Raw genomic sequence first — 25,794 nt, 5'->3', positions numbered from 1 at the left:
TTCTGGATCATCACGCTCACACTGATGTCGCTCGGGTGGTCACCGACACGCTGCTCGCTTCCCTCAGTTCCCTCGGCTTCCGCGTCGGTTGTGGTGACCTCTCCGGTTGTGGTGACCGCGCTGCTCGTGGTGACGTCGGGGATCCCGCGGACCGCCCGACCGGCCCGGCCGGCGCCGGGTGGCCCGGCAGGCGCGGGTGGCGCGGCGCCGGCCGGTGCTGTTGGGTCGGGCGCTGCTGGTTCTCGGAGTCGTCGGGGGCCGGCCCGGCGTGGCGTCGCCCATGACGGGGATGTCCCTCTGGCGTTGTGGCCGCTCGCCGACCCTGCCGGCCCTGCTGACTCCGGTGGTGAGGTCGCGGTGGCCGTCCCGTCTGTCCCGGCGGTGTCTGCCTCGGCGGTGTCTGTCCCGTCGGTGGGGGCGGTGCGGGCGTGGGCGCAGGCTCAGGGGTATGCGGTGGGTGCTCGGGGGCCGGTTGTCGGGGCAGGTGCGGGATGCGTATCTGCGGGCGCATCCGGAGTTGACCGATCCCGGTCGTGGTGGGCTCGGTCCGGGCTGATCCGCTGTGCCCGGACCCGCCCCCGGGGGTCCTGGGGTTCTGGATCGTTTCCAGTTTTATGGGGCGGGTGTAGAGCCGCCGGTTCGGGTCGGAGCCGGCACCAGTGAGCGTTTTTCGTCCTGGTTGACGACACCAAGAGACAGGCGCTCGCTAACAGCGGAGGTGCGCGTGTGGATGCTCCTACCGCAGGTCATGCGGGCGATCATCCGGTGGGGGGACACCGCGGGAGCGTCGCTGTGACCTGCACGAACGGCAGGTTGGAAAACACTCAGTGTCTTCCTTCCTGGTTCTCAAGATCGAGCCAGTGTTCAGACCACTCCGGCAAAGCGGGGGAACCTCAGGGGATGTGGGAGAGCCCCGCTCCGGGGGTGGGCACCCTGTGCGTCAGTGCCGTGGTCCCTCGGGGCGGGGCTCTGTCTGTGTGCGGTCTGTGTGCTGTTGGTGGTCAGGCGAGCAGACCGCGTGGTCGCCGGGTTGGTAAAGGCTCTACCCAGCGTGCGGTGGGTCGGGGTTGTTACTTGTGGCCCTTGACGGTGTCTCCGGCGGCGCCGGTCTGGGCGCAGTTGTCGGACTGGTCGGTGACCCGAGTGTCCGGACTTCGCGGTGCCGGATCCGAGGATCCCCAGAGCGCCGGTGAGGCCGTTCGCGGCGGCGGCGTCCTCGATGGGGACCTGCAGCCCGATAGGTTGAGCGGGATGTTGTTGTTGCAGGCCTGGATCGGGACGTTGACGTTGTTGCCGTTGAGGCCGGCGATCAGGCCCTCGGCGCTCTTGTCGATCCCGTCACCGTGGTCACCGCTGTGGGTGCCGTGGGCCATGGCCACCGGCGAGAGCGCCATCAGTGATGCGGCCGAGGCGGCGACGACGATCCCGGTCTTCTTCCACATGGGGTATGTCCTCCTGGTTGTTGCTGGCACGTCGGATACGAGGGGAGCCCGTGCCAGCTGCAACGAGAGGGTTCAGGTGGGGTAACTGCAGGTCAAACACTGTCACCCGGCCCGCGCGCGGCGCGCGCGGACTGTTTCCCGCGGTCGAAGTCTCGACCACCCGTATGGGGCATTTAATCGGACACGGGACACGGTCGTGTCACGCACTGTAGTTATGTCTGGTGTGTCCTGATCTGTCCTGGTTCGGCGCAGTCCGGGGACCTCCGAGGGCCTCCGAGGGCCTCCGGGGGCGTCCGGCGGGGTCGGGGGTGCTGGGTGAGGGGGTGGGCCGGGCCCGTCGCCGGAGGGGTGGGCGGCCCGGCCCTGGTGGGCGGTCGCGGGTGGCGTGCGCTCCCCAGCGCGCCGGGTGGGTGCGACCGCTGCAGACCCGAACACCTTCAGTGTGACCTATCGCACTGCGCGGGGGAAGGGTGTTGTCGTGGGGGCGGTGCCGGGGTGTCAGGGGTGGCGGGTCAGGGCGGTGGTGGTGGTGTCGCCGGCGGGGCCCGCGCAGGGACGAGGGTGTTGTTGGTGATGTCGGCGTGGCTGGTCTGGGTGAGCCAGTCGGCGATGGGGATGTTCTCGCAGGTCATGAGGGTGGTCGGGTTGGCGGTGGCGGTGAATGTGCCGTCGGTGTGGACGCCCCAGGTGCCGGTCAGGTGGTTGCAGCCGTCGGAGCCGGTCCAGTGTCCGTCGGGGGTGAACTCGACGAACGCTCGTCCTGCGGTGGTGTCGTCCGCGGGGGTCCAGTGGCCGATCAGGGCCTGCCTGCAGGGGATGCGCGGAGGGGGCGCCGGTCGGCATCGGCAGCGTGGTCGGGGCAGTCGGGTCGGTCGGTGTGGTGAGTGCGGCGGGTGTGGCGGGGAGGGGCCGACGGCGTGGGGGCCGTCGGTGTCGGTGGTGGTGGTGTCGGGTCGGGGCACGTGGACTCCTGCGGTGGGGTGCGGGGGCTGGTGCTGTCCGGGTTCCCAGACCTCGTAGTAGGGCTGCTGGGCCGCGGCGGGCTGGGTGGCGGCGGCGGTGGCGGTGCTGGTGGTGAGTGCGCCGGCGGTGGTGAGGGCGGCGGCGGCGAGGAGTGCTGCGGCACCGGCGCGTCGTGTGCGGGAAGTCGTGTGCATGGGTTTCACCTAAACACGGTTACTGACGGGTAGGTCTGGTCGACGGTAGGTGACCGCGACGCCTGCGGCGGAGCGGGGTGGGTGTCCGCCTGCGGCGGAGCAAGTTAGGTGTTTTCTCGGAGAAAACACTGACAGGGGGTGGCGGTGTGAGATTCTCGGCCGGAAGTGGAGGGGGTCTGGATGTCTCTGGCTGGCCGAACTCGCCGATCTCGGGCTGAAGGCGGGCGTCCGCACCGGACGACTGTCTGGTTCTCGGATTGGGAGATGGCTCGAGTCGAGGTGGCTGCTGCGTCGGCGGCTATGGCTCCGGGTGCGTGGGTGGGTGAGGCGGCGGTTCGGGCGGCGGAGCCGCCTGAACCGGTGGTTCCTGGTGGGCGGGTCTCGGCGGGTTCGGCTGGTGCGCGGATGCAGGAGTTGATGGGGCTGCGTTCGGAGTTGATGGAGGATCGGCGGGTTCTGCGCAACATCGGGGGGAACCTCAACGACATCGCTCGGGTCGCGAACACCGATGGGGTGCTCGAGTCGACGGTGGGGCAGGTCGTGGCGATGGTGGCGCGGTTGGTGGAGCGGGTCGACCGGACCGTGGCCGAGGTGGACCGGCAGGTCAACGGTGCGGCGGCGCAGCTGCGGCGGTCGGGGAGCCGACGGTGATCGCGAAGGTGAGCCGTGGCTGGCGGGTCGAGGGGCTGGTCCGTTACCTGATGGGGCCGGGGCGGTTCAACGAGCACACCGGGCAGCGGGTCGTCGCGAGCTGGGACGGGGCGCCGGAGAAGTATCAGCCGGCGCAGGACGTCGCCGGTGGATGGGATCTGCGCGGTCTCGTCGATGCGGTCGGTGCTCCGGCGGTCGCGGCGGGGGTCGGGTTGCGGGAGCCGCGCGCCGAGGCCGGCGGCCGGGTGCGGCGGGGGCCGGTGTGGCACTGCTCGTTGCGCAACGCGCCGGGTGATCCGGTGTTGTCGGATGCGCAGTGGGCTCAGGTGGTCGAGGACCTGATGGATCGCACTGGGATCGCGGCACGGGGTGAGCTCGATGGCTGTCGTTGGGTCGCGATCCGGCACGCCGATGACCACGTGCACGTCGCGGCGGTTCTGGTGCGTCAGGAGTCCGGGAAGCGGCTGCACCCGTTCCGGGACTTCGTCCGGGCGCGCGAGACGTGCCGGGACTGGGAGCGGAAGCTGGGGTTGACGCCGACGGCGGCTGCGGATCGCAGCTCGGTGACCGGGCCGACGCAGGCCGAGCAGGAGAAGGCGCTGCGCCGGGGTGTGGAGGAGACTTCGCGGGAGTGGCTGCGACGGATGTCGCGGGTCGCGGCGGTACAGGCCAGGGACCCGGAGGGGTTCGTGGCTGCGTTGAAGGACCTCGGTGTGCTGGTGCGCGCCCGCAGCTCGGAGGAGCCGGCGACGGGGCAAGGTGCGGCGATGGTGGGCTACTCGGTCGCCGCGCCGGGTGATCTGACCGCGGCGGGGCAGCCGGTGTGGTTCTCCGGGCGGACGCTGGCCCGAGACCTGTCGTTGCCGAACCTGGAGCGGCGGTGGAGCTCGGCGCCGCCGCCGGCACCGGTGGTGGGTGGTGCTCCGGGGCGGACGTATCGGGCGTCGGTGAGTCCGCAGGAGCGGGTGGCGGCGATCGATGATGCGGTCTCGTCGATGGAGCATGCCACCGCGACGTTGGCATCGGGCGAGACCGGGGTGGGTGCCGACGGGATCGCGCACGCGGCCGGGGACATGCTCTGCGCGGTGGGGGTGGTAACGGGCCGTCAGGACCCGGACGGGCGGGTCCGGAGGGAGGCGGGCAACGACCTCGACCGAGCGGCCCGAGTGCCGGAGCAGGTGCTGCCAGCACGGTGGTCGCCGGTGGCTCAGGTGCTGCGGCAGTCGGCGTGGCGGCTGGCGTCGGTGCGAACGGTGGGCCGCCACGGTGAGGGCGACGGGGCCCGGTTGGTGCTGGCGCTGGCGACGTTGGTCGCCGAGATCGCAACACTGCGGGAGACGCAGTCACGGCTTGCGCAGGCCCGGGCGGCGCACCGCAGCTGCGGAGCGCTGCAGGCATCGGCCCGCAGTAGCGCGGCACGAGCGGCCGCGAGCGGGCCGGCCCGCGGAGGCGCGGCCCGATCGGCTGGGCAGCGCCCGCCGGCGTCGGCGACGGGGCCGGCGAGGTCGTCGGGACTTCACGAGCCGACGTATCAGGAGAAGCAGAGGCGAGGGAGAGGACGGTGACGGGGCCGGTCGACCAGGACGTTCCGCTGCTCGGTCTCGGTCGGGACCAGGTGCAGGCATGGACGCAGTTCATGCTGGTGACCGCGAACGCGGTACGGCAGTACCGGGTCAACCAGGAGCGGGCGGCGTGGAGCCAGGAGTGGGCGGCTGCACGGGCGACCCAGCGGTACTCGAACGACCTCGATCCGTGGGTGCGGGCGATGGTTGAGGCCGACGAGTCCGCGTTCCAGGCGGCGCGACGACGCGACCCGTCCAGCTTCGAGGACAAGACAAGCGGTGAGAAGCAGTTCGGCTGGGTGGTGCACACGACGACGGGGCCGATGCCGGAGGACTCCCCGTCGGGGATGCACGGTGCATGGGGTCTGTGGGCGGACGGCTGGCTTGCTGAGAAGAAGCTGTCGGTGTTCGTGGTCGCGGACAAGGAGACTGCTCTGCGGTTGCGTGACGAGGTCACCGAGGGAGAGCAGCGGACCCTCAAAGACCTCGGCGAGCTGGGCACCTACGGACACATGCGGGCCGTGCACGCCCGCACGGAGGTGCGTGAGGAACCCTGGCAGTTGCGGGTGCGGGTGTGGGGGAACCTGTGTGAGGTCTGGCCGAACGACTTCGATTTGGCTGCGGCGGTGATGACGCCCAGCCCGTACTGGAATGGGGATGGCGGCTCCGAAGAGCAGAGGTACGGGGCGATCGACAGGTTGGCCACGAGGCTGCGCGGGTTGGAGGACCGCGGATACTCGATGACCGATGTCGTGAGGCGGCTCGATCTTGGTGCGGTTCGCCAGCAGTACGAGGTTGTGGAGTGGCATCTGCTGGCTGACTTCGTGGACCGGATGGTGCAGCGGACGGCTGACCAGTTGCAGGTTGTCGACGCTGATCCGGTCGATCCGGTCGTGGCCAGGGAAGTCGATGAGGCGCTGGACAGAGGTCTGAGGGACGCGGGTGTTGCACGCGACGGGGTGCTGCGGAGTGAGTACTTCGATCAGCTGCGGGCGCAACTGACTGATTTGCGCTTCGCCGGCCGGGATCTTGATGCTCTGCTAGCGGATCTTCCGGCGGAGAAGATCAGCCAAGCCCAGTATCCCGCGGCGTATCTGCGGGCGGTGGTGGAGGAGCGCGCCCGCTCGGTTCCGACGGGTGGGCCGAGTACCTATGAGCCGGGCCGGGCGGCGGGGGAGACCGCGGCCGGGATCCACCGGAGCGGATCCGATCTGGGGGAGGCCGAGCGGATGATCCGTCGGCACTTCTCCGGGCGGTCCGCAGACGCGGTGATCAGCTGTCGGGCGTGGCCTGGTCTGGCCAAGCAGCTACTCGTGTGGAAGGAGCAGGGCGCACCGATCGCGCAGGAACTCACGCAGACCGCGCTGTCGGTCGAGTCGCGTCTTTCGTCGCGGAAGACCCCGGCCTCGTACGTGAAGTCGGTGCTGCGGCGCGGCATCGAGTTCCGCGAGCACCAGGCCGCGGAGGCGGGCGAGTCGGAGCGGTCGCGCCGCGACGCCGCCCATGCTGCCCGGGTGCGGGAGGCGAGCAGGGGGTACGGGGCGTCGTCGAATGGTGTGATCACCGAGGAGATGTGTGACGGCGTGCCGGAGCCGCCGTTCGACATCTACCAGCTCGATCCGACCAACGCGGTCGATCGTGCCGCGTTGGAGATGGCGCGTGGGGCGGGGACGGTCGAGGACGACGACTACATCGAGCAGATCCTGCTCGCCCCGGACCCGGGAGAGGTGTGGATGCGGTTCAACCGGGCCGACGGGGCGCGGGGTCGTGCTGATCAGGCTGAGGAGTGGGCAGAGGTGCAGGCTCGGACGCTCGATGACCCGGATACCCGGCCGAGAGAGGAACTCATCGGCCAGGCCGAGGTCGAGGCCGGTGCCGAGCAGCGCCGCGCCGACCGGGATCGCGCGCTGGCCCACGCCGAGGAGACCGGGGCACCGACCGCGGCCGCGCTGCGTGTCGAGGTCGCGCACCGGCCGCCGTCGACCGTCCCGGATGCGGCAGTCCCGGATGCGAGGGCGGCGCGGCCGGGGCGGGCCGAGGTGCAGTCGCCGCCGAGGTTCGAGCCGCTGCAGCTCCCGCGGGGGCCCCGCCCGACCCGCTGAGCCGGGCGGGTCTGACCGAGAAGCGGGCCGGGCGCCCGGGGCGCACAGCCCGAGGGAGTGGGGAGGGAGTCTGAGGTGGGGGGTGTCTGGGTTGATCGGTCGCAGCGGGCACATTGGTCACAGCGGTGTGCTGTGGGGCTGTGAACTGGGGTTTTGCTCGGGAGTGGCTGTGACCGATGGCGTGGTTGTGCTGTGACCGATCCTTGCCGATCGGTCACAGCACGCTGCTGTGGGGGTCCTGACCGTGCTCCCGGCGCCTTGGTAGGCCTTGTCCGCCCACGCCTGGATGTTCTGGCTGGTGACAGCCTCGATGACGCCGGTACGGCGGGCGGCGGTCAGATCGTGGGTGGACCCCGGTAACGGTGGGGCCGCCCACATCAGTCGGCCGAACGGATCAGCGAGGACCTGGACGTTCATCCCGTGCCGGCGATGGCGCCCGGAGTAGAAACGGCGTTGCCCGGCTACGCGGTCGATCGGGACCAGGGTCCCGTCCAGCAGTACCCAGGCCAGCGCCCCGATTCGATGGCTGACCTGGTCGATGTTTTCGGCCCGCGCAGCGAGCAGGGACAGGGTGTCGTGGACGTAGCGCCAGGCGGTGCTGATCGCGACCCCGAACCCGACAGCAAGCCGGGCGTAGGTGTCACCGTTGCGCAGATACGCGAGGACGAGCAGGGCCTGGTGGCCTGCGGTGAGCCGCCACCACCGACCCGTGCTATCCCGCCGACGGCGCCGGATCAGCGTGCTGAGCTGGGTGAGTGTGTGGGTCGACAACGCGATCGCAGCAGGGTAGGACAACACGACGAGGCTCCCGGTCAGGATGGTCGATCTTGGTCGACTGCTGTCCTACCGGGAGCCTCACCCAGCCCCGCTACCCCCCAACGGGCCGCTGACCAGCGAACTCACGATGGAAAAGGCTCAGCGTAAAAACACGCGGTGCGGCGCATCAGGTCGCGAGTGGCGCGGGCCGCACAGTGTGGATCTTGACAGTGGTTGAAGTGTCGGGTTTCAGTTGGTGAGTGAGGATTCGGAAGTTTGCGCGTCAGGTGGCTGTGTCGGTGGGAGTGATGGGGGCGGTGGTGGCGGGGTCGTTGGTTCTTCCTGCGTCTCCTGCGTATGCGGGTGTTGATCATGTGATGCGGTGTCCGGGTGAGGATGCGGCGTGGCCGGCGATGTGTCCTGATGCGATGGATATTGATCGGGCTCGGAATGTGACGTCGGTGAGTTTCGATGTTCCGCCTCGTGCTACTGCGTATTTGACGGTGACGATGGAGCAGGAGGATGGCTTCGCGCGGAATGAGCGTACGGTGTCTGTGATGAATGCTATCGATGATATTCAGCGGATGCAGTGGTCGGTCCCTCCGTATGATCGGGATATGACGTTCAGGATTGTTCGGGTGGAGTTGCATTTCTCGACTCCGCGATAATGCGGTCGGGTTGTGGTGGGTGCGTGATGTCCACTGAGTGTTTTCCAGCCTGCCGTTCGTGCAGGTCACAGCGACGCTCCCGCGGTGTCCCCCCGCCGGATGATCGCCCGCATGACCTGCGGTAGGAGCATCCACGCGCGCACCTCCGCTGTTAGCGAGCGCCTGTCTCTTGGTGTCGTCAACCAGGATGAAAAACGCTCACTGAGCCTTTCCCGGTAGGCGGTTGATCATGTTGTGCGGCCGTGTTCGATGTGGAGAAGGACGAGCGCGGCGGCGGCGATGTGGCCGATCCGCCACGGGCGCAGGCTGACCCGGCGTAGCGCTTTGAGAGTGGTCTTGAGTAGCGAGTTCCCGCGCTCGGTGGTGGCCCGGACGGCGGAGTGGAGCATGTTCACCGTCTGCTGGTCGACGTTGAGCCGGTCGCCGTTTGGTCTGTGGGGCTTCTTCGTGATCGGGCAGGCCAGTCGGGTGGTCTCGCCCTCGTAGCCCAGGTCGGGGAGAGTGACGTGCTGCTGGTCGGTCCAGGCGTCGAGGGCGGGCAGCAGTTCGGGATGGGCGCGGGCGCAGGTGGTGTCGTGCTCGCGGCCCGGCCGTCGAGCAATCGTCAAGACCTGTGGATGGAGATCTTTTAGGCGGCTTCGGTGTGGGTGTGGTCGTCGGGTCGTTCAACGAGTCGTCCGGCTTCGAAGACTGCTCCGGCGCGGACGAGCGCGACCAGGTGCGGGCCGTTGACCGCGCGCCAGCGGTCCTGGGCGGCTTCGATGAGCTTGAACGCCATCGCCAGCCCGGCCGCGCGTGAGCCCGGCCTGCGGGTGACCCGGGTGCGGTGGTGGACGGTCGCGAACGTGGACTCGATGGGGTTCGTGGTGCGCAGGTGGATCCAGTGCTCAGCGGGGAAGTCATAGACCGCGAGCAGTACATCGACGTCGTCGGTGACCTTCGCGGCGGCCTTGCCGAACTTCGCCCCGTAAGCGGCTTCGAACGCGCGTACCGCGTCCAGGGCGTGGCGGCGGTCTTCGGCGTTCCAGATCTCTGCCAGCGCCTTCTTCGCCCCCGGGTGCGCACTCTTGGGCAGTGCGGCGAGGACGTTGGCGGTCTTGTGGACCCAGCAGCGCTGCTCACGGGTCTCGGGGAACACCTCCCGTAGCGCGCCCCAGAACCCGAGCGCGCCGTCCCCGACGGCCAGGACGGGGGTGCGCATGCCGCGCCGCGCGCAGTCGCGCAGCAGGTCCGCCCAGGACTCGGTCGACTCGCGGTAGCCGTCGGCGAGGGCGACGAGTTCCTTGTGCCCGTCGGCGCGGACCCCGATCAGCACGAGCAGGCACAACTTGTGCTCGGCGAGGCCGATGGTGACGTGGATGCCCTCGGCCCACACGTACACGTAGTCCACCCTGGACAGGTCCCGGTGGGAGAACGCCTGCTGCTCGGTCTTCCAGGTCTCGGTCAGCCTGGTGATCGTCGATGAGGACAGGCCCGCGCTGGGGCAGTTCCTCGGCTCCACGGCCGGGCTCTCCGCGGCCACAGTCACGAAGCTGACCCAGACCTGGAAGGCCGAGCAACGCGCCTTCGCCGCCCGCGACCTGTCCGGAGTGGACTACGTCTACCTGTGGGCCGACGGGATCCGCGTCAACATCCGCCTCGCCGAGCACAAGCTGTGTCTGCTCGTGCTGATCGGGGTCCGCGCCGACGGCCGCAAGGAACTCGTCGCTCTCGCCGACGGCTACCGCGAGTCGACCGAGTCATGGGCAGACCTGCTGCGCGACTGCGCGCGTCGCGGCATGCGGGCCCCGGTACTCGCGATCGCCGACGGCGCGCTGGGGTTCTGGGGCGCGCTGCGCGAGGTCTTCCCGGCCACGCGGGAGCAGAGGTGCTGGTTTCACAAGATCGCCAACGTGCTCGGCGCCATGCCGCGCTCCGCCCAACCCGGGGCGAAGAAGGCGCTGGCCGAGATCTGGAACGCCGAGGACCGCCGTCACGCCCTCGACGTCGTGAAGTCCTTCGAGACCACCTACGGCGCGAAGTTCGCCAACGCGGTCTCCAAGATCACCGATGACCTCGACGAGCTGCTGGCGTTCTACGACTACCCGGCCGAGCACTGGCAGCACCTACGCACCACCAACCCGATCGAGTCCACCTTCGCCACCGTCCGGCACCGCACGAAGATCACGAAGGGGCCGGGATCCCGGGCGGCCGGGCTGGCGATGGCGTTCAAGCTGATCGAAGCCGCCCAGGACCGCTGGCGCGCGGTCAACGGCCCGCACCTGGTCGCGCTCGTCCGCGCCGGAGCAGTCTTCGAAGCCGGACGACTCGTTGAACGACCCGACGACCACCACCAACCGGAAGCCGCCTAAAGATCTTCATCCACAGGTCTTGACGATTGCTCGCAGGCGTTCGCTGACACCGCATACCAGGGCGGAGGCCCCGCGATCACCGTCCCTCACCGCCGCCGTCGCCGTGACCTCGACACCGGCCGCTACCGGCCCCTGTCAGCGAACCAGAAGGCCATCAACACCGCCCACGCACGGGTAAGGCCCTACCTGGCCTGCTGCTGTCTCCAACGCGTCGGCGGCCTCCTCGGTGGCCTGCAGCGATCCCCGCTTTCATGGGCGCCCCGTACCTCGCCCATCTTCCGGGAATGGGGAGGTACGGGCGTGTATGGCCGTGTGTGTCTGTGTGTGGGTCGGTGGAGGCTATGTGTCGTTGACCTGCTGGAGCGCGGCCAGGCGGGCGGTGAGTTCGGTGGCCTGCTGCGCGGCGAGGTGTCGGGTGACCGGCTGTGTCTGGTCGGCGCCGGCGATCAGCAGCGCGGAGAGTGCGAGGTGGCGGGGCGTGTTGCCGCCCAGGGTGGCGAGTACCTGGCCTGCTGCTGTCTCCAACGCGTCGGCGGCCTCCTCGGTGGCCTGCAGCGATCCCCGCTTTCATGGGCGCCCCGTACCTCGCCCATCTTCCGGGAATGGGGAGGTACGGGCGTGTATGGCCGTGTGTGTCTGTGTGTGGGTCGGTGGAGGCTATGTGTCGTTGACCTGCTGGAGCGCGGCCAGGCGGGCGGTGAGTTCGGTGGCCTGCTGCGCGGCGAGGTGTCGGGTGACCGGCTGTGTCTGGTCGGCGCCGGCGATCAGCAGCGCGGAGAGTGCGAGGTGGCGGGGCGTGTTGCCGCCCAGGGTGGCGAGTACCTGGCCTGCTGCTGTCTCCAACGCGTCGGCGGCCTCCTCGGTGGCCTGCAGCGATCCCCGCTTTCATGGGCGCCCCGTACCTCGCCCATCTTCCGGGAATGGGGAGGTACGGGCGTGTATGGCCGTGTGTGTCTGTGTGTGGGTCGGTGGAGGCTATGTGTCGTTGACCTGCTGGAGCGCGGCCAGGCGGGCGGTGAGTTCGGTGGCCTGCTGCGCGGCGAGGTGTCGGGTGACCGGCTGTGTCTGGTCGGCGCCGGCGATCAGCAGCGCGGAGAGTGCGAGGTGGCGGGGCGTGTTGCCGCCCAGGGTGGCGAGTACCTGGCCTGCTGCTGTCTCCAACGCGTCGGCGGCCTCCTCGGTGGCCTGCAGCGATCCCCGCTTTCATGGGCGCCCCGTACCTCGCCCATCTTCCGGGAATGGGGAGGTACGGGCGTGTATGGCCGTGTGTGTCTGTGTGTGGGTCGGTGGAGGCTATGTGTCGTTGACCTGCTGGAGCGCGGCCAGGCGGGCGGTGAGTTCGGTGGCCTGCTGCGCGGCGAGGTGTCGGGTGACCGGCTGTGTCTGGTCGGCGCCGGCGATCAGCAGCGCGGAGAGTGCGAGGTGGCGGGGCGTGTTGCCGCCCAGGGTGGCGAGTACCTGGCCTGCTGCTGTCTCCAACGCGTCGGCGGCCTCCTCGGTGGCCTGCAGCGATCCCCGCTTTCATGGGCGCCCCGTACCTCGCCCATCTTCCGGGAATGGGGAGGTACGGGCGTGTATGGCCGTGTGTGTCTGTGTGTGGGTCGGTGGAGGCTATGTGTCGTTGACCTGCTGGAGCGCGGCCAGGCGGGCGGTGAGTTCGGTGGCCTGCTGCGCGGCGAGGTGTCGGGTGACCGGCTGTGTCTGGTCGGCGCCGGCGATCAGCAGCGCGGAGAGTGCGAGGTGGCGGGGCGTGTTGCCGCCCAGGGTGGCGAGTACCTGGCCTGCTGCTGTCTCCAACGCGTCGGCGGCCTCCTCGGTGGCCTGCAGCGATCCCCGCTTTCATGGGCGCCCCGTACCTCGCCCATCTTCCGGGAATGGGGAGGTACGGGCGTGTATGGCCGTGTGTGTCTGTGTGTGGGTCGGTGGAGGCTATGTGTCGTTGACCTGCTGGAGCGCGGCCAGGCGGGCGGTGAGTTCGGTGGCCTGCTGCGCGGCGAGGTGTCGGGTGACCGGCTGTGTCTGGTCGGCGCCGGCGATCAGCAGCGCGGAGAGTGCGAGGTGGCGGGGCGTGTTGCCGCCCAGGGTGGCGAGTACCTGGCCTGCTGCTGTCTCCAACGCGTCGGCGGCCTCCTCGGTGGCCTGCAGCGATCCCCGCTTTCATGGGCGCCCCGTACCTCGCCCATCTTCCGGGAATGGGGAGGTACGGGCGTGTATGGCCGTGTGTGTCTGTGTGTGGGTCGGTGGAGGCTATGTGTCGTTGACCTGCTGGAGCGCGGCCAGGCGGGCGGTGAGTTCGGTGGCCTGCTGCGCGGCGAGGTGTCGGGTGACCGGCTGTGTCTGGTCGGCGCCGGCGATCAGCAGCGCGGAGAGTGCGAGGTGGCGGGGCGTGTTGCCGCCCAGGGTGGCGAGTACCTGGCCTGCTGCTGTCTCCAACGCGTCGGCGGCCTCCTCGGTGGCCTGCAGCGATCCCCGCTTTCATGGGCGCCCCGTACCTCGCCCATCTTCCGGGAATGGGGAGGTACGGGCGTGTATGGCCGTGTGTGTCTGTGTGTGGGTCGGTGGAGGCTATGTGTCGTTGACCTGCTGGAGCGCGGCCAGGCGGGCGGTGAGTTCGGTGGCCTGCTGCGCGGCGAGGTGTCGGGTGACCGGCTGTGTCTGGTCGGCGCCGGCGATCAGCAGCGCGGAGAGTGCGAGGTGGCGGGGCGTGTTGCCGCCCAGGGTGGCGAGTACCTGGCCTGCTGCTGTCTCCAACGCGTCGGCGGCCTCCTCGGTGACGTACAGCGACACTCGTCGCATCCCGACCGGATCGGGCTGGGCGCGTTTACCTTCCTTGCTTTTCCGTGCTTGATGCGGACTCGGGTCTTCCTGTGTATGGCTAGGTCTGGATGGTGTATGAGCAGGTGTGGGCGTGGTTGAGTCGGGGATGCTGATGCGCCGCCGCAGCACCGCGTCGGGGTCGGTGTCGCTCATGTCTGGCGGTGGCAGTGGGTAGTTCTTGCTCATGCCGTCACCGCCGTGGTCGCTCCGGCCGTCGTGCCAGGGATCTCGTTGACGGCCAGTCGGCGGGCGAGGTTGCGGAATGCCTCGGCGTTCTCGGAGTCGGGCGCGTAATCCATCAGCGGTGTGCGTTCGCGCCAGGAGTCGCGGACCTTCGCACGGTCGTGGATCACTTCGACCACGCCGAGCGGGTGGTTCTTGAACGCCTCCAGAGTGGTCGTGGCGACCTTGCCGCGGCGAGCGTCGTAGAGGTTTACCAGTAGGCCTGCGATGTTCAGTTCGATGTTCAGTGCTTCACACAGCGTGCGGACCTGGCGCAGGAGCAGGCGCAGCGCGCGGATGCTGGAGTCCTCGGCCCCGACCGGGATGATGATCTTCCCGGTGACCTCGGAGTGGCCGCCGGTGGTGCGTCGGCGGGTCGCGACCAGCGCTGAGTCGTTGATTGCGCCCAGGCTGGGAGGGCAGTCGATCACGACGTCGTCAAACACGTCGGTCAGCGCGTCCAGGAACCGCGAAAGTAGCTGTTCCCGCCCGGTCCGCGCGTACATCTGGGGTTCCAGCAGAAACATGTCGTCGCTGGTGCACAGCACGAAAAGGTTGTCGGACACCTTGTGCAGCAGGTCGCCGAGCTCGCCGGACCACTGTCCCAGTAGCGCTCGTGCCAGGTTCGCGCCTTCGGCCGGCGCCGCTGGAGCACCGATCGCCTCCGTCAGGTGTCCCTGGGGGTCGAAGTCCACCAGGAGCACCCGACGCCCCAGTTCTGAGAGTGCGCGCCCGAGGTTGATGGTCGAGGTCGTCTTCCCGACCCCGCCTTTCTGGTTCGCCACCGCATATATCCGCATGACCGAGACCCTAGATCCATACCTGCCCATACTCAATATCCACGCCTCAATACGCGTGTATGGGAGAGGGGAGTCGGTTGAAGCGGTGTTCGGTCACGTCGTGGTTGGTGTAGAGCCCGGTGTGATGGTGGTCAGGTCCAGGTGATGGTGATGACCAGCATGACGATCACCAGGACAAGCCCAAGGACAACGAGGGCGAGCCAGGAGCCCTGGTTCGCTGGCGTCGGTGCGGTTGCCGAGGCGGCGGCGCGGTGCTGGTCTTGTTGCCGTCGTCGGTCGGTGCGGCGCCGGTCAGTACGACGAGGCGGGGTGCGCAGGGCGTCGTCGAGCGCGGCTCTGGTGAACACGATGGTGGCGACCTCATCGCTGCTCTCAGTAGAGGCTGAATAGCTGCCGGGGCTGGCCCGCGTGGGTCGACGATCGCGGGAGGTGTCGCGGTGGGTGTTCATGTGCTAACTGTGCGCAATTTGTGGCTTGTTGACCAGGGTGTCTGGGGTGACGTCACCTTCATGGGGCGCTCAGCCGCTACCCCGCCTGGGATCTCGACTCGCGGGTCACCCCGCCCTGAGGGCCCCATCTGGGGAGCCTCTGACGTTCGTGAGCTGCCAGACCGCCCCATATCCCGTAGTACTCCCCCACGGACAAGGCGTGCTCCAAACACTGCCTACTGACCGGACACGCTGCACACGTCTGCTTCGCGGCGGCATCTGCCCCGGTCTTGTGAGGGCTGGGGAAGAACATCTCGGTGTCCATCGAGACGCACGCAGCCTGCCCCCACCACGATCGGGAAACAGCCTTCTGGAGCACCTCCGCGTTCTGGGGAGAGCAGGATGACCGAGCCTTCATGTCGCGGAAGGTGCCATACGTCCCCACCGCCACCGTCCCCAGGGGTCACTCGGTGTAGGTGGCTTCGCTCTGTAGCTGGCCGGCGCCGTTCTGGTGCGGCAGGATGTCTTCGTCCTCGAAGTGTTTCCGAGAGGACAGCGGTGTCCTCGTGGCGTCTTGTCTCGAACAGGTCCTCTTGCGTGGACAGGAGCTGGTGGTGGAGAACTGGGTCTCACCGTTGAGCACCGGCGGGCTGCTGAGTATCGCGGTGGGGGCGATCGCTGTTCTGCTGGTGGCGATCATCCGGTTCAAGGTGCACCCACTGCTGGCGTTGATCGTCGTGTCTGCGGCGACGGCGTTCGCGGCCCGGATCCCACCGGGCGCGGTACTCGATGTCCTCGTCGACGGTTTCGGGACGACCCTCGGGGAGGTCGCCCTGTTGGTCGGGCTCGGCGCGATGTTCGGACGGCTCGCCGAGACCAGCGGGGCCGCGCGGGCGTTGTCGGATGCCTTGGTGGCCCGGTTCACCGAACAACGGGCACCGTTGGCGCTGGGTGTGGTGTCGCTGTTGTTCGGGTTCCCGATCTTCTTCGATGCCGCGTTCATGGTGATGCTGCCGATCATCTTCACGATCGCCCGGCGAGTCGGCGGCGGTGTGTTGATCCACGCTCTGCCCGCGGCGGCGGCATTGTCCACGGTGCACGTGTTCCTGCCACCGCACCCAGGGGCAGTCGCGGCGACTGTGCTACTCGGCGCTGACGTCGGCCTGGTGATCCTGATCGGCGTCCTGGTCGCTGTCCCGACCTGGTACCTCGGCGCGTACCTCTACAGCGTCTGGATCGGGCAGCGGATCGTGCTCCCGGTCCCGGACCTGCTGACCGGCGGGCCACTGGTCGACCACGCCGCCGACGGCACAGCGCCGCCACCACCGCCGCGGCCGGGCACGGTCGTCGCGTTGCTGCTACTCCCACTGGTGCTGATCTTCGCGAACACCACGGTCGCCACTCTCGGGAAGACCGGAACGATCGATCACGCAGCAGCGTGGGCAGAAATCGTGATGTTCATCGGGTCGACCCCGATCGCACTGCTGATCACCGTGCTCATCGCCAGCCACGTACTCGGCACCAGACGCGGTCAACCCGCAGCGGTCGTGGAAGACCTGCTCGACAACGCTCTCAAACCGATCGCGTCGGTCGTGTTCATCACCGGCGCCGGCGGCATGTTCGGCGCGGTCCTGATCGCCAGCGGTATCGGTGATGCACTCGCCAAGACCCTGAGCGCGACCGGCCTACCCGTGATCGTCTCGGTGTTCGCGGTCTCAGCGATCCTGCGGATCGCGCTCGGCACCGCGACCGTCACCATCACCACCGCCGCCGGGCTCCTCGGCGCCTCCGTCGTCGCGGCCGGGCTCGGACCCGTTCAGACCGTCGCAGTCGTACTGGCACTCGCCGCCGGGTCCTCGATTTTCCCCCACGTCAACGACGCCAGCTTCTGGATGATCGGGCGCCTACTCGGTATGGACGTCCCCACCACCTTCCGCACCTGGAGCGTGATCAAAACCCTCATCTCCCTGGTCGGGTTCACCCTGGCCTGCGCGGTATTCGCCCTCGGCACCCTCACCTGAGCTCCTCGGCCAGCCGAGCCAGGCCGAGAAGAGGAAGAGTGCCGTCAATGTTTCGTTGACTTCGGAGTCGTCGAGGAGCGGCAGGCGCGGGACCCAGTGCCGGGCACACGTCATGCCGCGGTGGGGTTCGTCGCGCGGACAGCTCCGATGAATTCCTGGGTGTAGTAGGTGTGGGACCAGATGTCGGGCTCGATCTTGACTACGTCGCCGGTTTCGGGGGCGTGCAGCATCTGCCCGTTGCCCAGGTAGAGGCCGACGTGGTGGATGCCGCCGGGCTGGCCGTTGGAGGAGAACAGCACCATGTCGCCGGGCTGGATCGCGGCCTGGTCGGTGATCGCGGGCTGGAAGGAGTTCCAGATGGCCTGGGTCTGGTGGGGCACGCCGATGCCGATCTCGGCGAAGGCGTAGACCATGAGCCCGGAGCAGTCGAACCCGCCGCGGGTCGGCCCGTTGGCGTCACCACCGCCCCACACGTAGGGCTGGCCTTGCTGGGACATGGCGCGGTCGACGACGCGCTGGATCTGTGGATCGGCGGCAGGGACGGAGCTGGTCTGCGGCCCGCACTCGACCCCTTCCAACGCCCCCGCGAGGGTGGCGGCGACCTGCTCCCACTTGGCGTAGGCATCGGGGAACGCGCTGATCTGGACCAGCTGGGCGGCTCGGGTGACGGGCAGCGATTCCCACCCGGGGACTTGTAGGAGCGCGTTGTAGAACAGGCGGGCGGACTGGCGCGGGTCCATCCGGGTGGCGACGTCGCCCCAGCCGGCCTCGCGCTGCTGGAACAACCCGACTGAGTCGTGGTCGCTGCCGACGCCTTGATTGGGCAGTTCGAGCGACTGGGGGACGTTGGAGTTGGCCAGGTTCTTCAGGCTCGACTCCTGCATCGCGGTCGCCAACGCGATGACCCGCCCGTGCCGCGGGACATCCATTTCGACTCCGGTGGCCACGATCAGTCCGGCGTTGCTGACCTGCTCGGGGCCGAGTCCCTCGATCAGCTGCGCTGGATCGGCTCCCGGCGGCGCGCACACCACACCGGGTAGGCCAGGGACGAGCCGGCCGCCGTCACCTGCCACGGCCACGATCAGGAGGAACCCGAGGGACAGGACCACACCGAGCGCGAGGGCCCCGCTGGCCGCAGCTGCACGCACCAGCAAAACGTATCATTTCGGTGACTACATTAGATACATATGGATGATATTTCCTGCTTCCCAGTGCTACCGCCGTATGGTTGAGGCTGGCTATATGTGGTCGATCTTCGCGTCGAAGACGTCGAAGTATTCCGCCGGCGGGTCGAGCTGCCCGAGCTTGGTCACGAAACGCTCGGTGCCGTGGTGTCCGCCTTCGCAGGCGCTGAACGGGCCGTGTTCGTCCATCAAGGTCGCGAGCTGGCGGTCGAGGTGGTCGTAGTAGGTGGCCAGGGCGTTGCCCCGGCTGGCGTCGGTCGCTTCGGTCCAGGAGCGGTGCAGCGCGTCGAAGCGTGCGATCGCCTCCGGGTGTAGCCACCAGCTACGACACCACCGCAGGCGGCCCTTGTTCTGCGGCAGCCGGCGTTCGAGCAGCTGGGCGATGTGGTCGCGTACCCACGGGACGAGTTCACGCATGTCCAGCCCGGTGTCCGGCGGGGCGTCCTCTATCGCGTCGAAGGCCCCCTCGATGTTCTCGACTCGGTGGTCGAGTTCTCCCAGTCGGGCGGTGAGAGTCGCGTTCTCCGTGCGCAGCTGGGTAAGTGCGGCGAGTATCGCCGCCCAGTCACCGGGTGCGAGGTCGCCGCTGGGATCCGGGCCGATCATGGCCTCCTCTGTGGGGGTCGTGCTCGCGGGCGGCGAGGAGCTGGGCGAGTGGGTTGCGGGGGCCGAGCGCGGTCACCGCCGATTGGCGGACCTGGGCGGTGGCCTCGGCGGCGTGGGCGCTGATCGTGTCGGCGTCGTCTTCGCGGTACCAGGGCATCAGTTCCAGCAGCACCGGGCGGCGGCCGGTGGAGAGCAGGATGGCGTGGCGTTTGTCGAGCGAGCCCACGTCGGCGACAGTCATCACCGGTTTCTCCCGCATCGACGTCGATGTGGATCTTCCGCCGCGGCCGTACTGGTGGGAGTAGGTCGGTACCTCCAGTGGTCCGATGAGGTCGCTGATCCAGCGTGCGAACTCGGGGTCCTGCACTCCGGCGCCGACCAGTTTGATCGTGGCCGCTGACCACATTTTGTCCATCCCGGACTTGCCCCAGACCGCGACGCCCTGCTGGTAGGACTGTAGGAACGACATGACCTGGATGCTCATCGACCCGAAGTAGGAGTAGAGGTCGGGAAGGTTCGCGATGGGGCACACGTTGGCGGCCTCGTCCAGTACCGGGCGCAGCGGGGGATCGAGTCGCCCGCCCTGGGCGGTGGCGGCCTGGGCGGCGATGCGCAGCAGGTGATCGACCAGGGCGGCGACGACCGGGGCACCGCTGCCGGCGCCTTCGCAGGTGAGTAGATAGAGGGTGTCGCGGGGGACCGGGTTACCGGAGCTGTCGGTCTGGTAGCCGACCAGGAATCGCCACGGGTCGAACTCCTCGACCGGTCCCCGGGGTGGTTCCCGCCACGTCGAGGGCGGGGTGATCAGGCGGGCGACGGCCTCGGACTCCAGGGAGCCGAGGGCTGTCAGCGCGGTCTCGAACAGGCCGCCGCGAGTCTCTGCCGGTGCTTCCTGCAGACCCCGCAGGCCCTCCGCGATCTCGGTGAAGCCGCCGGCCTCCAGCAGACCGACCGGTTCATTGGCTTGGGTGGCCAGCCATGAGCGGACGTCGCGCAGGCTCTTGCCGGTGCTGCATGAGGCGGCCAGAACGAGCTGGGTGAGCAGCCGCTCGGCGCCTCTGGTGAAGAAGGGGTTGGCGTCGTTGGAGTTGCCGGCACCGACAGTGCGGGAGAAGTGGGAGACCAGATACCCGGCGTCGGCCAGGTCCTTGATGTCGGCGAGCGGGTTCCACCACCAGCTCTGCTCGACCCCGGCGATGCCCTGAGGATCCGCGACGAAGCAGCGGCCCAGCTCGGCGCGCGGCCCGATGGTCAAGGTGTAGGCGTCAACCTTGTTGCTGGTCGCAATGACCGGGCCGGGCGCGGAGAGGATCGCGGGCACGACCTGGGCAGAGGTCTTGTTCGACCGCGGCCCGGCGATCATGAGCATCACGTCTTCCTCGGAGGCATGCAGCAGCCGCGACTCGCCGACGCCGCCGAGCCGGCGCCCCAGACACAGCCCCAGGTCCCGGTTGTCGATGCGGTCGAGGCCGGCCAGGGAGGGCCGCAGCTGCTGTGCTCGCTTCCGCGCTGCACGACCGCGCATGTCACGGGTGGCGCGATGCCCTGCCATCACCGAGCGCGGTTCGCTGCGCCGAGCCGAGCGGGAACCGATCCATACCCCGCCGCCGGCGATGGGGCCGAGTGGGAGAGCCAACCCCCCGGCCAGCACGGACCAGAACACCGGGCGCGAGCCGTCGACCCCGATCAGGGGGTCGAGGGTGCCCGTCCCGGCGGCGGAGACCATCGCCCGCAGCGTCGGCCCCCCGAAGCCCGGGGCAGCCTCGGCCGCGGCGGTGGCTGCTACCCAGCAGCACGTCGTAGCCGCGAACCCTGTACCGAGGGCCCCGAGCCCGATCAGGGGGACGGCCAGCTGCTGCCACGGGATCGGCGGCGTAGGCGTGCTCATCAGGCGTGTCCGGTGCGGGGCTGCCAGGCGGTGTCGGTGTTGTAGAGGTCGCGTTCGCTGGGCATCAGTGACAGGGCGACGGGTAGTCCCATCCGTTCACCGGACTTGATCAGGTACCGGCCGCGGCCGGGGTGGGTGCTGCCCGTCATCCAGGTCGGCGGTGCGGCCCAGGCCCGTACCATCGCGGCCTCGGCTGCGGTGAGCGGGCTGATCTCGTTGATCGCGGCGAGTTCCTTGTCGGCCATGCCGCCGAGCACCATGACGCCGTTGCGTTGGGCCATGCCGCGGGCCTTGGCTCGGTCGGCCTCGGTGGGTAGTGCTTCGAGGTCGTCGAGGGAGTGGGTGACCTGCGCGGAGATCTCGCCGCGGTGGCGGCCCAAGCGGGTGACCCGGTCGGAGCGTTCCACCAGCCCGGGGGCGACGCGCAGCGCGCGCCAGAGCTCGTCCTGGATGCGGAAGATGTTGCGGTGTCGGCCCGTCGCCGCCGAGCCGTCGATGACCGCGGCCGCCCACGCCCAGGACGAGAGCATCGCTGCGGCCACGACTTCGTCCTCGTCGTCGTCGAGGGCGGAGATGTCCAGCGACAACGCCGGGGTGTCGAGGTCGGCCGTGATCGAGGAGGGGCGGTCGAACAGGCCCCGGATCGCGCCGGCGCAGAGCAGCTCCAAGGTGTTGACCAGGTCCCGGGCGTCGCGGCGGAAGGCCAGCTTGGAGTCGCAGGCAGCGATGTCGAGCAGCAGCGCGGGCGGGCTGACCAGGATCCGCACGACGTCGGGGATGATCGGCTCCTCGCCGACGGTGGTGCCATCCACGCACAGGTCGAGTGCGGCACCGAGTAGACGTCGTTCGGTCACGCTGATCTCGGCGCGGCGCACAATGACCACGAGCGCTTCGAGCAGCGACAGCCGCCGGGCACGGATGGTTTCCGCCAGCCGGGCGTGTTCGTCGCCGCTGGTCTGGGCGAGCGCGGCCCGCAGGGGGCCCGCGTCGAGCGGGTTGAGCGAGTGCAGGCCCCGCCCGATCCGCCACACGCGGCCGTCGAGGTGCTCGACCAGGCGGGTGTACTCGCCCTTGACGTCACCGGGGACCACGGCGGTGAACCCGAACGCGACCAGTCCGGTCATCAGGCGTTTCACGATCGTCGACTTGCCGATGCCGGGCTGGCCCTGGATCCACATGCCGGTGTTGGACACCAGCCCCTGGCGTAGCCACTCCGCCGGGTCGAGTCCCACGGGCTCGGCGGTGTGCATGTGATGGCCGATGGGCACCCCGGGCGGTGCCGCACCCGAGCTGACCGCGAACGGGAACATCCCGCACACCTGGGTGGTCGTGCCCTGCCACATCACCCCGGGCTCGGCGCTCGCCGCGCGACCGGCACCGGGCAGCGCCCACCCCAGAGCCCGGGGCACCGGGCGACCGCGATACGGCGCACCGGGGTCGCGCTGCTGCTGTGGGGGCAGGGAGATCGTGGTCACGGAAGGCTCCTGGTCAGGCAGGTGAGCGAGGCGCACCGGTGGGTCATTTGCGGGGGCGGCGGGCCAGTTCGGCTGGGTTGATCCCGAGACCGAGGGAGGCGGCGAACCCGGTGATCTGCGCGCCACGCAGGCGCCGCAGCCGCACCTTGGCCTGCCCGGCGCGCTGTTCGACGTCGGCGGTCGCGGCGGGCATCTGCTCGGCGTCGAAGACGGTGGTGGTCACGTAGAGGGTGAACCGGCCGACGCCGGCGCCTTCGGCCTCTTCGCGGGCGCTCTGCACCGCGCGCGAGAGATCGTCACGGTCACGCTGGGTCTCGTCGCGTTTGGTCTTGTGCGCCCACATCCGACGGACCTGGGTGTTGGTGATCTCGCGCTCGACCTCGTCGGCGGCGGCACCGGCCGAGAGCGGCTCGTAGAGCAGGGTCATCCGCCGCGCGAACGGGCCCGCAGCCAGCAGCGGAACCAGCACGCGGTCCATCACCGACTGGCGAGGTGCCTCGACCATCGCCCACGACACCGACAGCCCCGAGTCGTGCTGCCAGTGGTCCCAGCTCTCCTGGAAGGAGACCGGGCCCGCCTCGGACCAGCGCAGCAGTTCGTCGGCCTGCTCGTCGTAGTCGGTCAGGTCCGAGCGGCTGGCCGGGTCGTAGGCGACCCGCAGCCGCCCGGTCAGCCAGGCAGCCGTCGCGCGGCCGCGTACCGCGACACCGGCCATGGCCAGGTGGGACTCCAGGCCGGGCAGCCAGCGGGTCACCTCGGCGACACCGGCGGCCAGATCCGGCGGTCGGGGTGTGGCCAGGGCCGGGTCGAAGGTCACCGACACCCGGCAGTCGACCTCGGCGGACGAGGACGGGGCGGTGGCGGCGAGCTCGGCCATGACCGCTTGCGCGGAGGCCGGGGCGCGCGGGTCGATACGATCGTTGACGTAGTCACGCAGCGTGGTGCCCCCCGTCGGGGACGTGTCGACGGTGACCGCGACATGGCGGATCATCGGCTGGTATCCCAGGTCGGCGAGAAACGCACCCCAGTTCGCGACCCAGGCGTCGGCCTGGCCCGGATCAGCCAGGTCCAGCCCGACCGGGGAGACCCGCAACACCGCGGTCAGCCATCCGGTGCGGCGGTCCCACAGCAGGCCCTGCTTGCCGCCGCGACCGTCATCGGTGGACAACGGCACGATCGGCCCCATCGGGCCGGGAAGGTCGTGGCGGCGCAGGTGGTCGGTGACCATCCCGCCGGTGCGGTCGGTCCAGCCGGCCGCCTTACTGCGAGTGAAACGCAGACGTCGCATAACCACATCCGAAAGTGAGATACCACCGATCTTGATGACCACGGCGCCGATCACGAGGGCACCGATGACCAGGGCAACCGAGCCTGCCCGACCTGAGAAGTTCAGCACCGTGACGGGGATAGCGATTGCGAGGAAGACCGTCATGGTCTGGCCGGTGCCGAGCTGCCCGATGCCGAACCCGCGGGGCGGGCGCCAGTTCCCGTAGGTGCGGGGCGCCGTCACTGATTACCTCCCTGCCCGGCCGGGCCGGCACCGTCCGGTCCCTTGCTCGGTGCCGCGCCGCCGAGGTCCTGTGGCGGCGAGGCGAAGTTCTCGGCGGCAGCCCTGCCCTTCTGCACCGCGGACCCGGCCGCCGCAGCTGCGGCACCAGCAGGGCCGGCGGCCGCGGCAGCGCCACCAACTGCGGCGCCCCCGGCAGCAGCCCCGGCCGCCTGGCCTGCTGCAGGCCCTCCCGCGGAGGCGCCCCCTCGCACAGCCCCAGCCCCGGACGCTCCGCCACCCGCCGCCGAGGGAGCTGCGCGGCCAGCCGATCCGCCACCGCCCTCGGGCGACCGGACGGCGCCTTGCCGACCGCTGCCACCGGCACCACCGGCAGGCAACGCCTTCTGGGCGGCCACGCCGGGAGGAGAAGCAGCACTCTGGGTCCACCCCGGAGCACTACCGGGACCGGTCATCTCCTGACGCCGCGAAGAACCGAGTGCCCCCATCGACACCGCGCCGGTCGCAGCACCGGCGATCACACCGCCGACCGAGCCGCCGCCGCCGACCCCTACCTGGGCCCAACTGAAGAACTTCATCACTGCGGGCAGCGCGAACACTGCGATGAGCAGGACCACGACCCCGGTCAGCGCGGCGACGAAGTCCCCTCCCCCAGTAGCAACGTCCTCGCCTTTACTGACCAGTCCCAGTCCGATCGCGTAGATCAGCGCCGCCAACGGCTTGTAGACCACCAGGCCGATCAACCAGGCCACCATCGTCGGCAACCAGCGGCGCGTGGCGTTGGTCAGCACTCCCGCTGCCGCCAGCGGCAGCAACGCGACAAGCACCAGGATCCCGCCCTGCCGAAACAGTAGGAAGAGCCACTGGATCAATCCCAGGAGCACCAGGGCCAGCGCCACAACCAGTTTCAAGCCAGAACCGACCGGGGCGTGCGCGAATGCGTTGCCAACCTCCTTATTGAACTCCGGGAGCGCGTTCCCGAGCAACTCCTTCGACGCCTCGTCCCCCATTTCGAGAGCGATGTTGAGTGCGAATAGAGCAGCAGCGTTCACCAGGGCAAACTTCAACAGGCCGAGACCGACCTCGACCAGTGGTTCCCGGCGGCCCGAGATCATCAGACGACCGAGCTGAGTCAGCAGCGAGACCGCCAGAATCAACAGAGCGATGGGGGCGACGACATTGTTCGGCCCGGGGACTTCCTTGACCTGCTCCAGCGGAGACGGCACGACCAGCCACCAGGTCATCAACATCCCCAGAAGCTCGACGGCCGCCTCGCCGAAGTCGGTTGCTAAGGAGTCGATCCCGAACATGCGTGTGCCCACTCCTCGTCAATCAGATGAAGGAGGTCATACGACGAGCCCGAGAATCGACGGAAGCGCCCCCATGATCGCGACGCCCAAAAGTACCATCCCAATCTTTTCGATGCCACTGACCGCATACCCGCTGCGGTTCTTCGAACCGGTCATGATCAACCCGACACCGATGAGTCCGGCGCCTGCGGCGAGAACGAGCAGCACGGCTTTCATTGTGGCGATGATGGTGTTTGCGTGCTCCCCGAGTTTGCCGGGCAGCTGGCCGGGGCTCGGGTCAGGAATGAGAGGTACCGCCGGTGGCGGCTGCAAGGGGTAGAGGTCAAGGAGTTGAGAACTGAGAGCGTGAAGCACGGCAAGACACTCCGGGGTGTGGCGGGGGCCGCTGCTTAGGCGGTGCGGGATCGGTGACCGCTGTTCTGGTTGATGACTTCTCCGACCAGTTCCCGTAGAGCCCTGGCGAAGGCGCGGACTCCCTTGGGGAGATCCCGCTCGTCCTCGGCGAGCACGGTCGATGCTCTGCTGTGAGGCGACTCGACGTCACGCCAGTCAGTCACCAGGGGGATCCGGACGACCGAGGTCACGTACGGCTCGGTGATGTGGACCTTGTTCTGCGTGTTCGGTCCCCAGGCCGCGTTCGGCACGTCATCGACGATCGCTAGAACCGGCGGCGACGCGGCGGTCGGGGTGTACTGCAGCGCGCGCTGAGCCGAGTGCAGCGAGTTCGACGTCGAACGGCACACGAGCACCTGCACGGGCCGCTGGGCGCGGTAGATCCCGTCGTCGTGGCCATGGAGCGCTTCAGCGAGCAGAGTCGTGCCGACACCACCCAGAACACCCGCCACGA

25 protein-coding genes and 4 pseudogenes are annotated in these 25,794 nt (G+C 69.1%); 5 read left to right on the top strand and 24 right to left on the bottom strand.

The genetic code is table 11. The features are described from left to right. Window positions 1-1,070: 1,070 nt before the first annotated feature. Together Ae717Ps2_RS29615 and Ae717Ps2_RS29610 are read right to left on the bottom strand one after the other, a co-directional pair. Window positions 1,071-1,442, bottom strand: coding sequence for a hypothetical protein (locus Ae717Ps2_RS29615; protein WP_233147829.1), 372 nt, complete (start codon window positions 1,440-1,442; stop codon window positions 1,071-1,073). Window positions 1,443-1,954: 512 nt separating this feature from the next. Continuing rightward, entirely contained in the window at window positions 1,955-2,599 is a 645-nt protein-coding gene (locus Ae717Ps2_RS29610) for an META domain-containing protein (RefSeq protein WP_075334443.1), read from the bottom strand. A gap of 417 nt (window positions 2,600-3,016) precedes the next feature. On the opposite strand from Ae717Ps2_RS29610, the gene mobC reads away from it, so the two are divergent. The 3 genes from mobC to Ae717Ps2_RS29595 are packed head-to-tail and all read left to right on the top strand — an operon-like array spanning window position 3,017 to window position 6,914. After that, window positions 3,017-3,250 (top strand): plasmid mobilization relaxosome protein MobC, encoded by a 234-nt coding sequence (gene mobC / locus Ae717Ps2_RS37540; protein WP_075334416.1) that lies wholly within the window; start codon window positions 3,017-3,019, stop codon window positions 3,248-3,250. Continuing rightward, entirely contained in the window at window positions 3,247-4,815 is a 1,569-nt protein-coding gene (locus Ae717Ps2_RS29600; RefSeq protein ID WP_075334415.1) for a relaxase/mobilization nuclease domain-containing protein, read from the top strand. Before mobC ends, Ae717Ps2_RS29600 begins: the two co-directional genes overlap by 4 nt. Continuing rightward, complete coding sequence (locus tag Ae717Ps2_RS29595; RefSeq protein ID WP_075334414.1) at window positions 4,812-6,914, top strand: hypothetical protein; 2,103 nt, start codon at window positions 4,812-4,814, stop codon at window positions 6,912-6,914. Before Ae717Ps2_RS29600 ends, Ae717Ps2_RS29595 begins: the two co-directional genes overlap by 4 nt. A gap of 231 nt (window positions 6,915-7,145) precedes the next feature. On the opposite strand, the pseudogene Ae717Ps2_RS29590 reads toward Ae717Ps2_RS29595, so the two are convergent. The 3 pseudogenes from Ae717Ps2_RS29590 to Ae717Ps2_RS29580 form a co-directional block, all read right to left on the bottom strand. Beyond that, window positions 7,146-7,712, bottom strand: a pseudogene (locus tag Ae717Ps2_RS29590) (transposase family protein); the annotation flags it as partial. An 853-nt stretch (window positions 7,713-8,565) separates the two neighbouring features. After that, a pseudogene (locus Ae717Ps2_RS29585) lies at window positions 8,566-8,943 on the bottom strand (transposase family protein); the annotation flags it as partial. A 23-nt stretch (window positions 8,944-8,966) separates the two neighbouring features. Then, a pseudogene (locus tag Ae717Ps2_RS29580) lies at window positions 8,967-9,815 on the bottom strand (IS256 family transposase); the annotation flags it as partial. On the opposite strand from Ae717Ps2_RS29580, the pseudogene Ae717Ps2_RS29575 reads away from it, so the two are divergent. Beyond that, window positions 9,811-10,689: pseudogene (locus Ae717Ps2_RS29575) on the top strand (IS256 family transposase); the annotation flags it as partial. The pseudogenes Ae717Ps2_RS29580 and Ae717Ps2_RS29575 sit on opposite strands and share 5 nt — an antisense overlap. A 339-nt stretch (window positions 10,690-11,028) precedes the next feature. Here the strand turns inward: Ae717Ps2_RS29575 and Ae717Ps2_RS29570 are convergent. The 11 genes from Ae717Ps2_RS29570 to Ae717Ps2_RS40595 all read right to left on the bottom strand — a co-directional run bounded on the left by Ae717Ps2_RS29570 (window position 11,029) and on the right by Ae717Ps2_RS40595 (window position 15,374). Next, on the bottom strand, window positions 11,029-11,214 hold the full coding sequence (locus Ae717Ps2_RS29570; RefSeq protein WP_075313340.1) for a hypothetical protein: 186 nt from the start codon (window positions 11,212-11,214) through the stop codon (window positions 11,029-11,031). A 132-nt stretch (window positions 11,215-11,346) separates the two neighbouring features. Next, window positions 11,347-11,532: a hypothetical protein gene (locus Ae717Ps2_RS29565; RefSeq protein ID WP_075313340.1), complete on the bottom strand. Its 186-nt coding sequence runs from the start codon at window positions 11,530-11,532 to the stop codon at window positions 11,347-11,349. A 132-nt stretch (window positions 11,533-11,664) separates the two neighbouring features. Then, a complete protein-coding gene (locus tag Ae717Ps2_RS29560; protein WP_075313340.1) occupies window positions 11,665-11,850 on the bottom strand; it encodes a hypothetical protein in 186 nt (61 codons plus the stop codon). A 132-nt stretch (window positions 11,851-11,982) separates the two neighbouring features. Beyond that, window positions 11,983-12,168 (bottom strand): hypothetical protein, encoded by a 186-nt coding sequence (locus tag Ae717Ps2_RS29555; RefSeq protein WP_075313340.1) that lies wholly within the window; start codon window positions 12,166-12,168, stop codon window positions 11,983-11,985. 132 nt (window positions 12,169-12,300) lie between these two features. Continuing rightward, window positions 12,301-12,486 (bottom strand): hypothetical protein, encoded by a 186-nt coding sequence (locus Ae717Ps2_RS29550; protein WP_075313340.1) that lies wholly within the window; start codon window positions 12,484-12,486, stop codon window positions 12,301-12,303. Window positions 12,487-12,618: 132 nt separating this feature from the next. Next, complete coding sequence (locus tag Ae717Ps2_RS29545; RefSeq protein WP_075313340.1) at window positions 12,619-12,804, bottom strand: hypothetical protein; 186 nt, start codon at window positions 12,802-12,804, stop codon at window positions 12,619-12,621. A 132-nt stretch (window positions 12,805-12,936) separates the two neighbouring features. Continuing rightward, window positions 12,937-13,122: a hypothetical protein gene (locus Ae717Ps2_RS29540; protein WP_075313340.1), complete on the bottom strand. Its 186-nt coding sequence runs from the start codon at window positions 13,120-13,122 to the stop codon at window positions 12,937-12,939. Between the two features lie 132 nt (window positions 13,123-13,254). Further along, the gene (locus Ae717Ps2_RS36575; RefSeq protein ID WP_143510583.1) at window positions 13,255-13,692 is read right to left on the bottom strand and encodes a hypothetical protein; all 438 of its coding nucleotides are present in this window, start codon (window positions 13,690-13,692) and stop codon (window positions 13,255-13,257) included. Then, on the bottom strand, window positions 13,689-14,528 hold the full coding sequence (locus Ae717Ps2_RS29530; RefSeq protein ID WP_075334412.1) for a ParA family protein: 840 nt from the start codon (window positions 14,526-14,528) through the stop codon (window positions 13,689-13,691). The genes Ae717Ps2_RS36575 and Ae717Ps2_RS29530 overlap by 4 nt, the downstream gene beginning before the upstream one ends. Window positions 14,529-14,659: 131 nt before the next feature. After that, a complete protein-coding gene (locus tag Ae717Ps2_RS29525; protein WP_075334411.1) occupies window positions 14,660-14,977 on the bottom strand; it encodes a hypothetical protein in 318 nt (105 codons plus the stop codon). 76 nt (window positions 14,978-15,053) lie between these two features. Continuing rightward, window positions 15,054-15,374: a WhiB family transcriptional regulator gene (locus tag Ae717Ps2_RS40595; protein WP_075334445.1), complete on the bottom strand. Its 321-nt coding sequence runs from the start codon at window positions 15,372-15,374 to the stop codon at window positions 15,054-15,056. A gap of 190 nt (window positions 15,375-15,564) precedes the next feature. Between Ae717Ps2_RS40595 and Ae717Ps2_RS29515 the strand changes: the two genes are divergently transcribed. Next, window positions 15,565-16,977 (top strand): gluconate:H+ symporter, encoded by a 1,413-nt coding sequence (locus Ae717Ps2_RS29515; protein ID WP_075334444.1) that lies wholly within the window; start codon window positions 15,565-15,567, stop codon window positions 16,975-16,977. Window positions 16,978-17,087: 110 nt separating this feature from the next. Here Ae717Ps2_RS29515 and Ae717Ps2_RS29510 read toward each other — a convergent pair whose 3' ends face one another. The 8 genes from Ae717Ps2_RS29510 to Ae717Ps2_RS29475 form a co-directional block, all read right to left on the bottom strand. Beyond that, complete coding sequence (locus Ae717Ps2_RS29510) at window positions 17,088-18,125, bottom strand: C40 family peptidase (RefSeq protein ID WP_075313345.1); 1,038 nt, start codon at window positions 18,123-18,125, stop codon at window positions 17,088-17,090. 90 nt (window positions 18,126-18,215) lie between these two features. After that, window positions 18,216-18,767 (bottom strand): DUF4913 domain-containing protein, encoded by a 552-nt coding sequence (locus tag Ae717Ps2_RS29505; RefSeq protein ID WP_075334410.1) that lies wholly within the window; start codon window positions 18,765-18,767, stop codon window positions 18,216-18,218. Next, the gene (locus Ae717Ps2_RS29500; RefSeq protein ID WP_143510619.1) at window positions 18,727-20,655 is read right to left on the bottom strand and encodes a type IV secretory system conjugative DNA transfer family protein; all 1,929 of its coding nucleotides are present in this window, start codon (window positions 20,653-20,655) and stop codon (window positions 18,727-18,729) included. The genes Ae717Ps2_RS29505 and Ae717Ps2_RS29500 overlap by 41 nt, the downstream gene beginning before the upstream one ends. After that, window positions 20,655-22,130: a hypothetical protein gene (locus Ae717Ps2_RS29495; RefSeq protein WP_233147828.1), complete on the bottom strand. Its 1,476-nt coding sequence runs from the start codon at window positions 22,128-22,130 to the stop codon at window positions 20,655-20,657. Before Ae717Ps2_RS29495 ends, Ae717Ps2_RS29500 begins: the two co-directional genes overlap by 1 nt. A gap of 43 nt (window positions 22,131-22,173) precedes the next feature. Continuing rightward, window positions 22,174-23,640, bottom strand: a complete 1,467-nt coding sequence (locus Ae717Ps2_RS29490) for an SCO6880 family protein (protein WP_075334441.1) — start codon at window positions 23,638-23,640, stop codon at window positions 22,174-22,176. Next, the gene (locus Ae717Ps2_RS29485; RefSeq protein ID WP_075334440.1) at window positions 23,637-24,947 is read right to left on the bottom strand and encodes a hypothetical protein; all 1,311 of its coding nucleotides are present in this window, start codon (window positions 24,945-24,947) and stop codon (window positions 23,637-23,639) included. The genes Ae717Ps2_RS29490 and Ae717Ps2_RS29485 overlap by 4 nt, the downstream gene beginning before the upstream one ends. Before the next feature lie 36 nt (window positions 24,948-24,983). Next, the gene (locus Ae717Ps2_RS36570) at window positions 24,984-25,163 is read right to left on the bottom strand and encodes a hypothetical protein (protein ID WP_143510617.1); all 180 of its coding nucleotides are present in this window, start codon (window positions 25,161-25,163) and stop codon (window positions 24,984-24,986) included. 173 nt (window positions 25,164-25,336) lie between these two features. Beyond that, window positions 25,337-25,792 (bottom strand): hypothetical protein, encoded by a 456-nt coding sequence (locus Ae717Ps2_RS29475; RefSeq protein WP_139319155.1) that lies wholly within the window; start codon window positions 25,790-25,792, stop codon window positions 25,337-25,339. Between the last annotated feature and the right edge of the window lie 2 nt (window positions 25,793-25,794).

This window comes from Pseudonocardia sp. Ae717_Ps2 (genome assembly GCF_001932475.1).
In the GTDB taxonomy this organism is placed as follows: Bacteria; Actinomycetota; Actinomycetes; order Mycobacteriales; family Pseudonocardiaceae; genus Pseudonocardia.
Note: the sequence above shows the minus strand (reverse complement) of the source record. Positions and strands in the feature narration are given on the sequence as shown.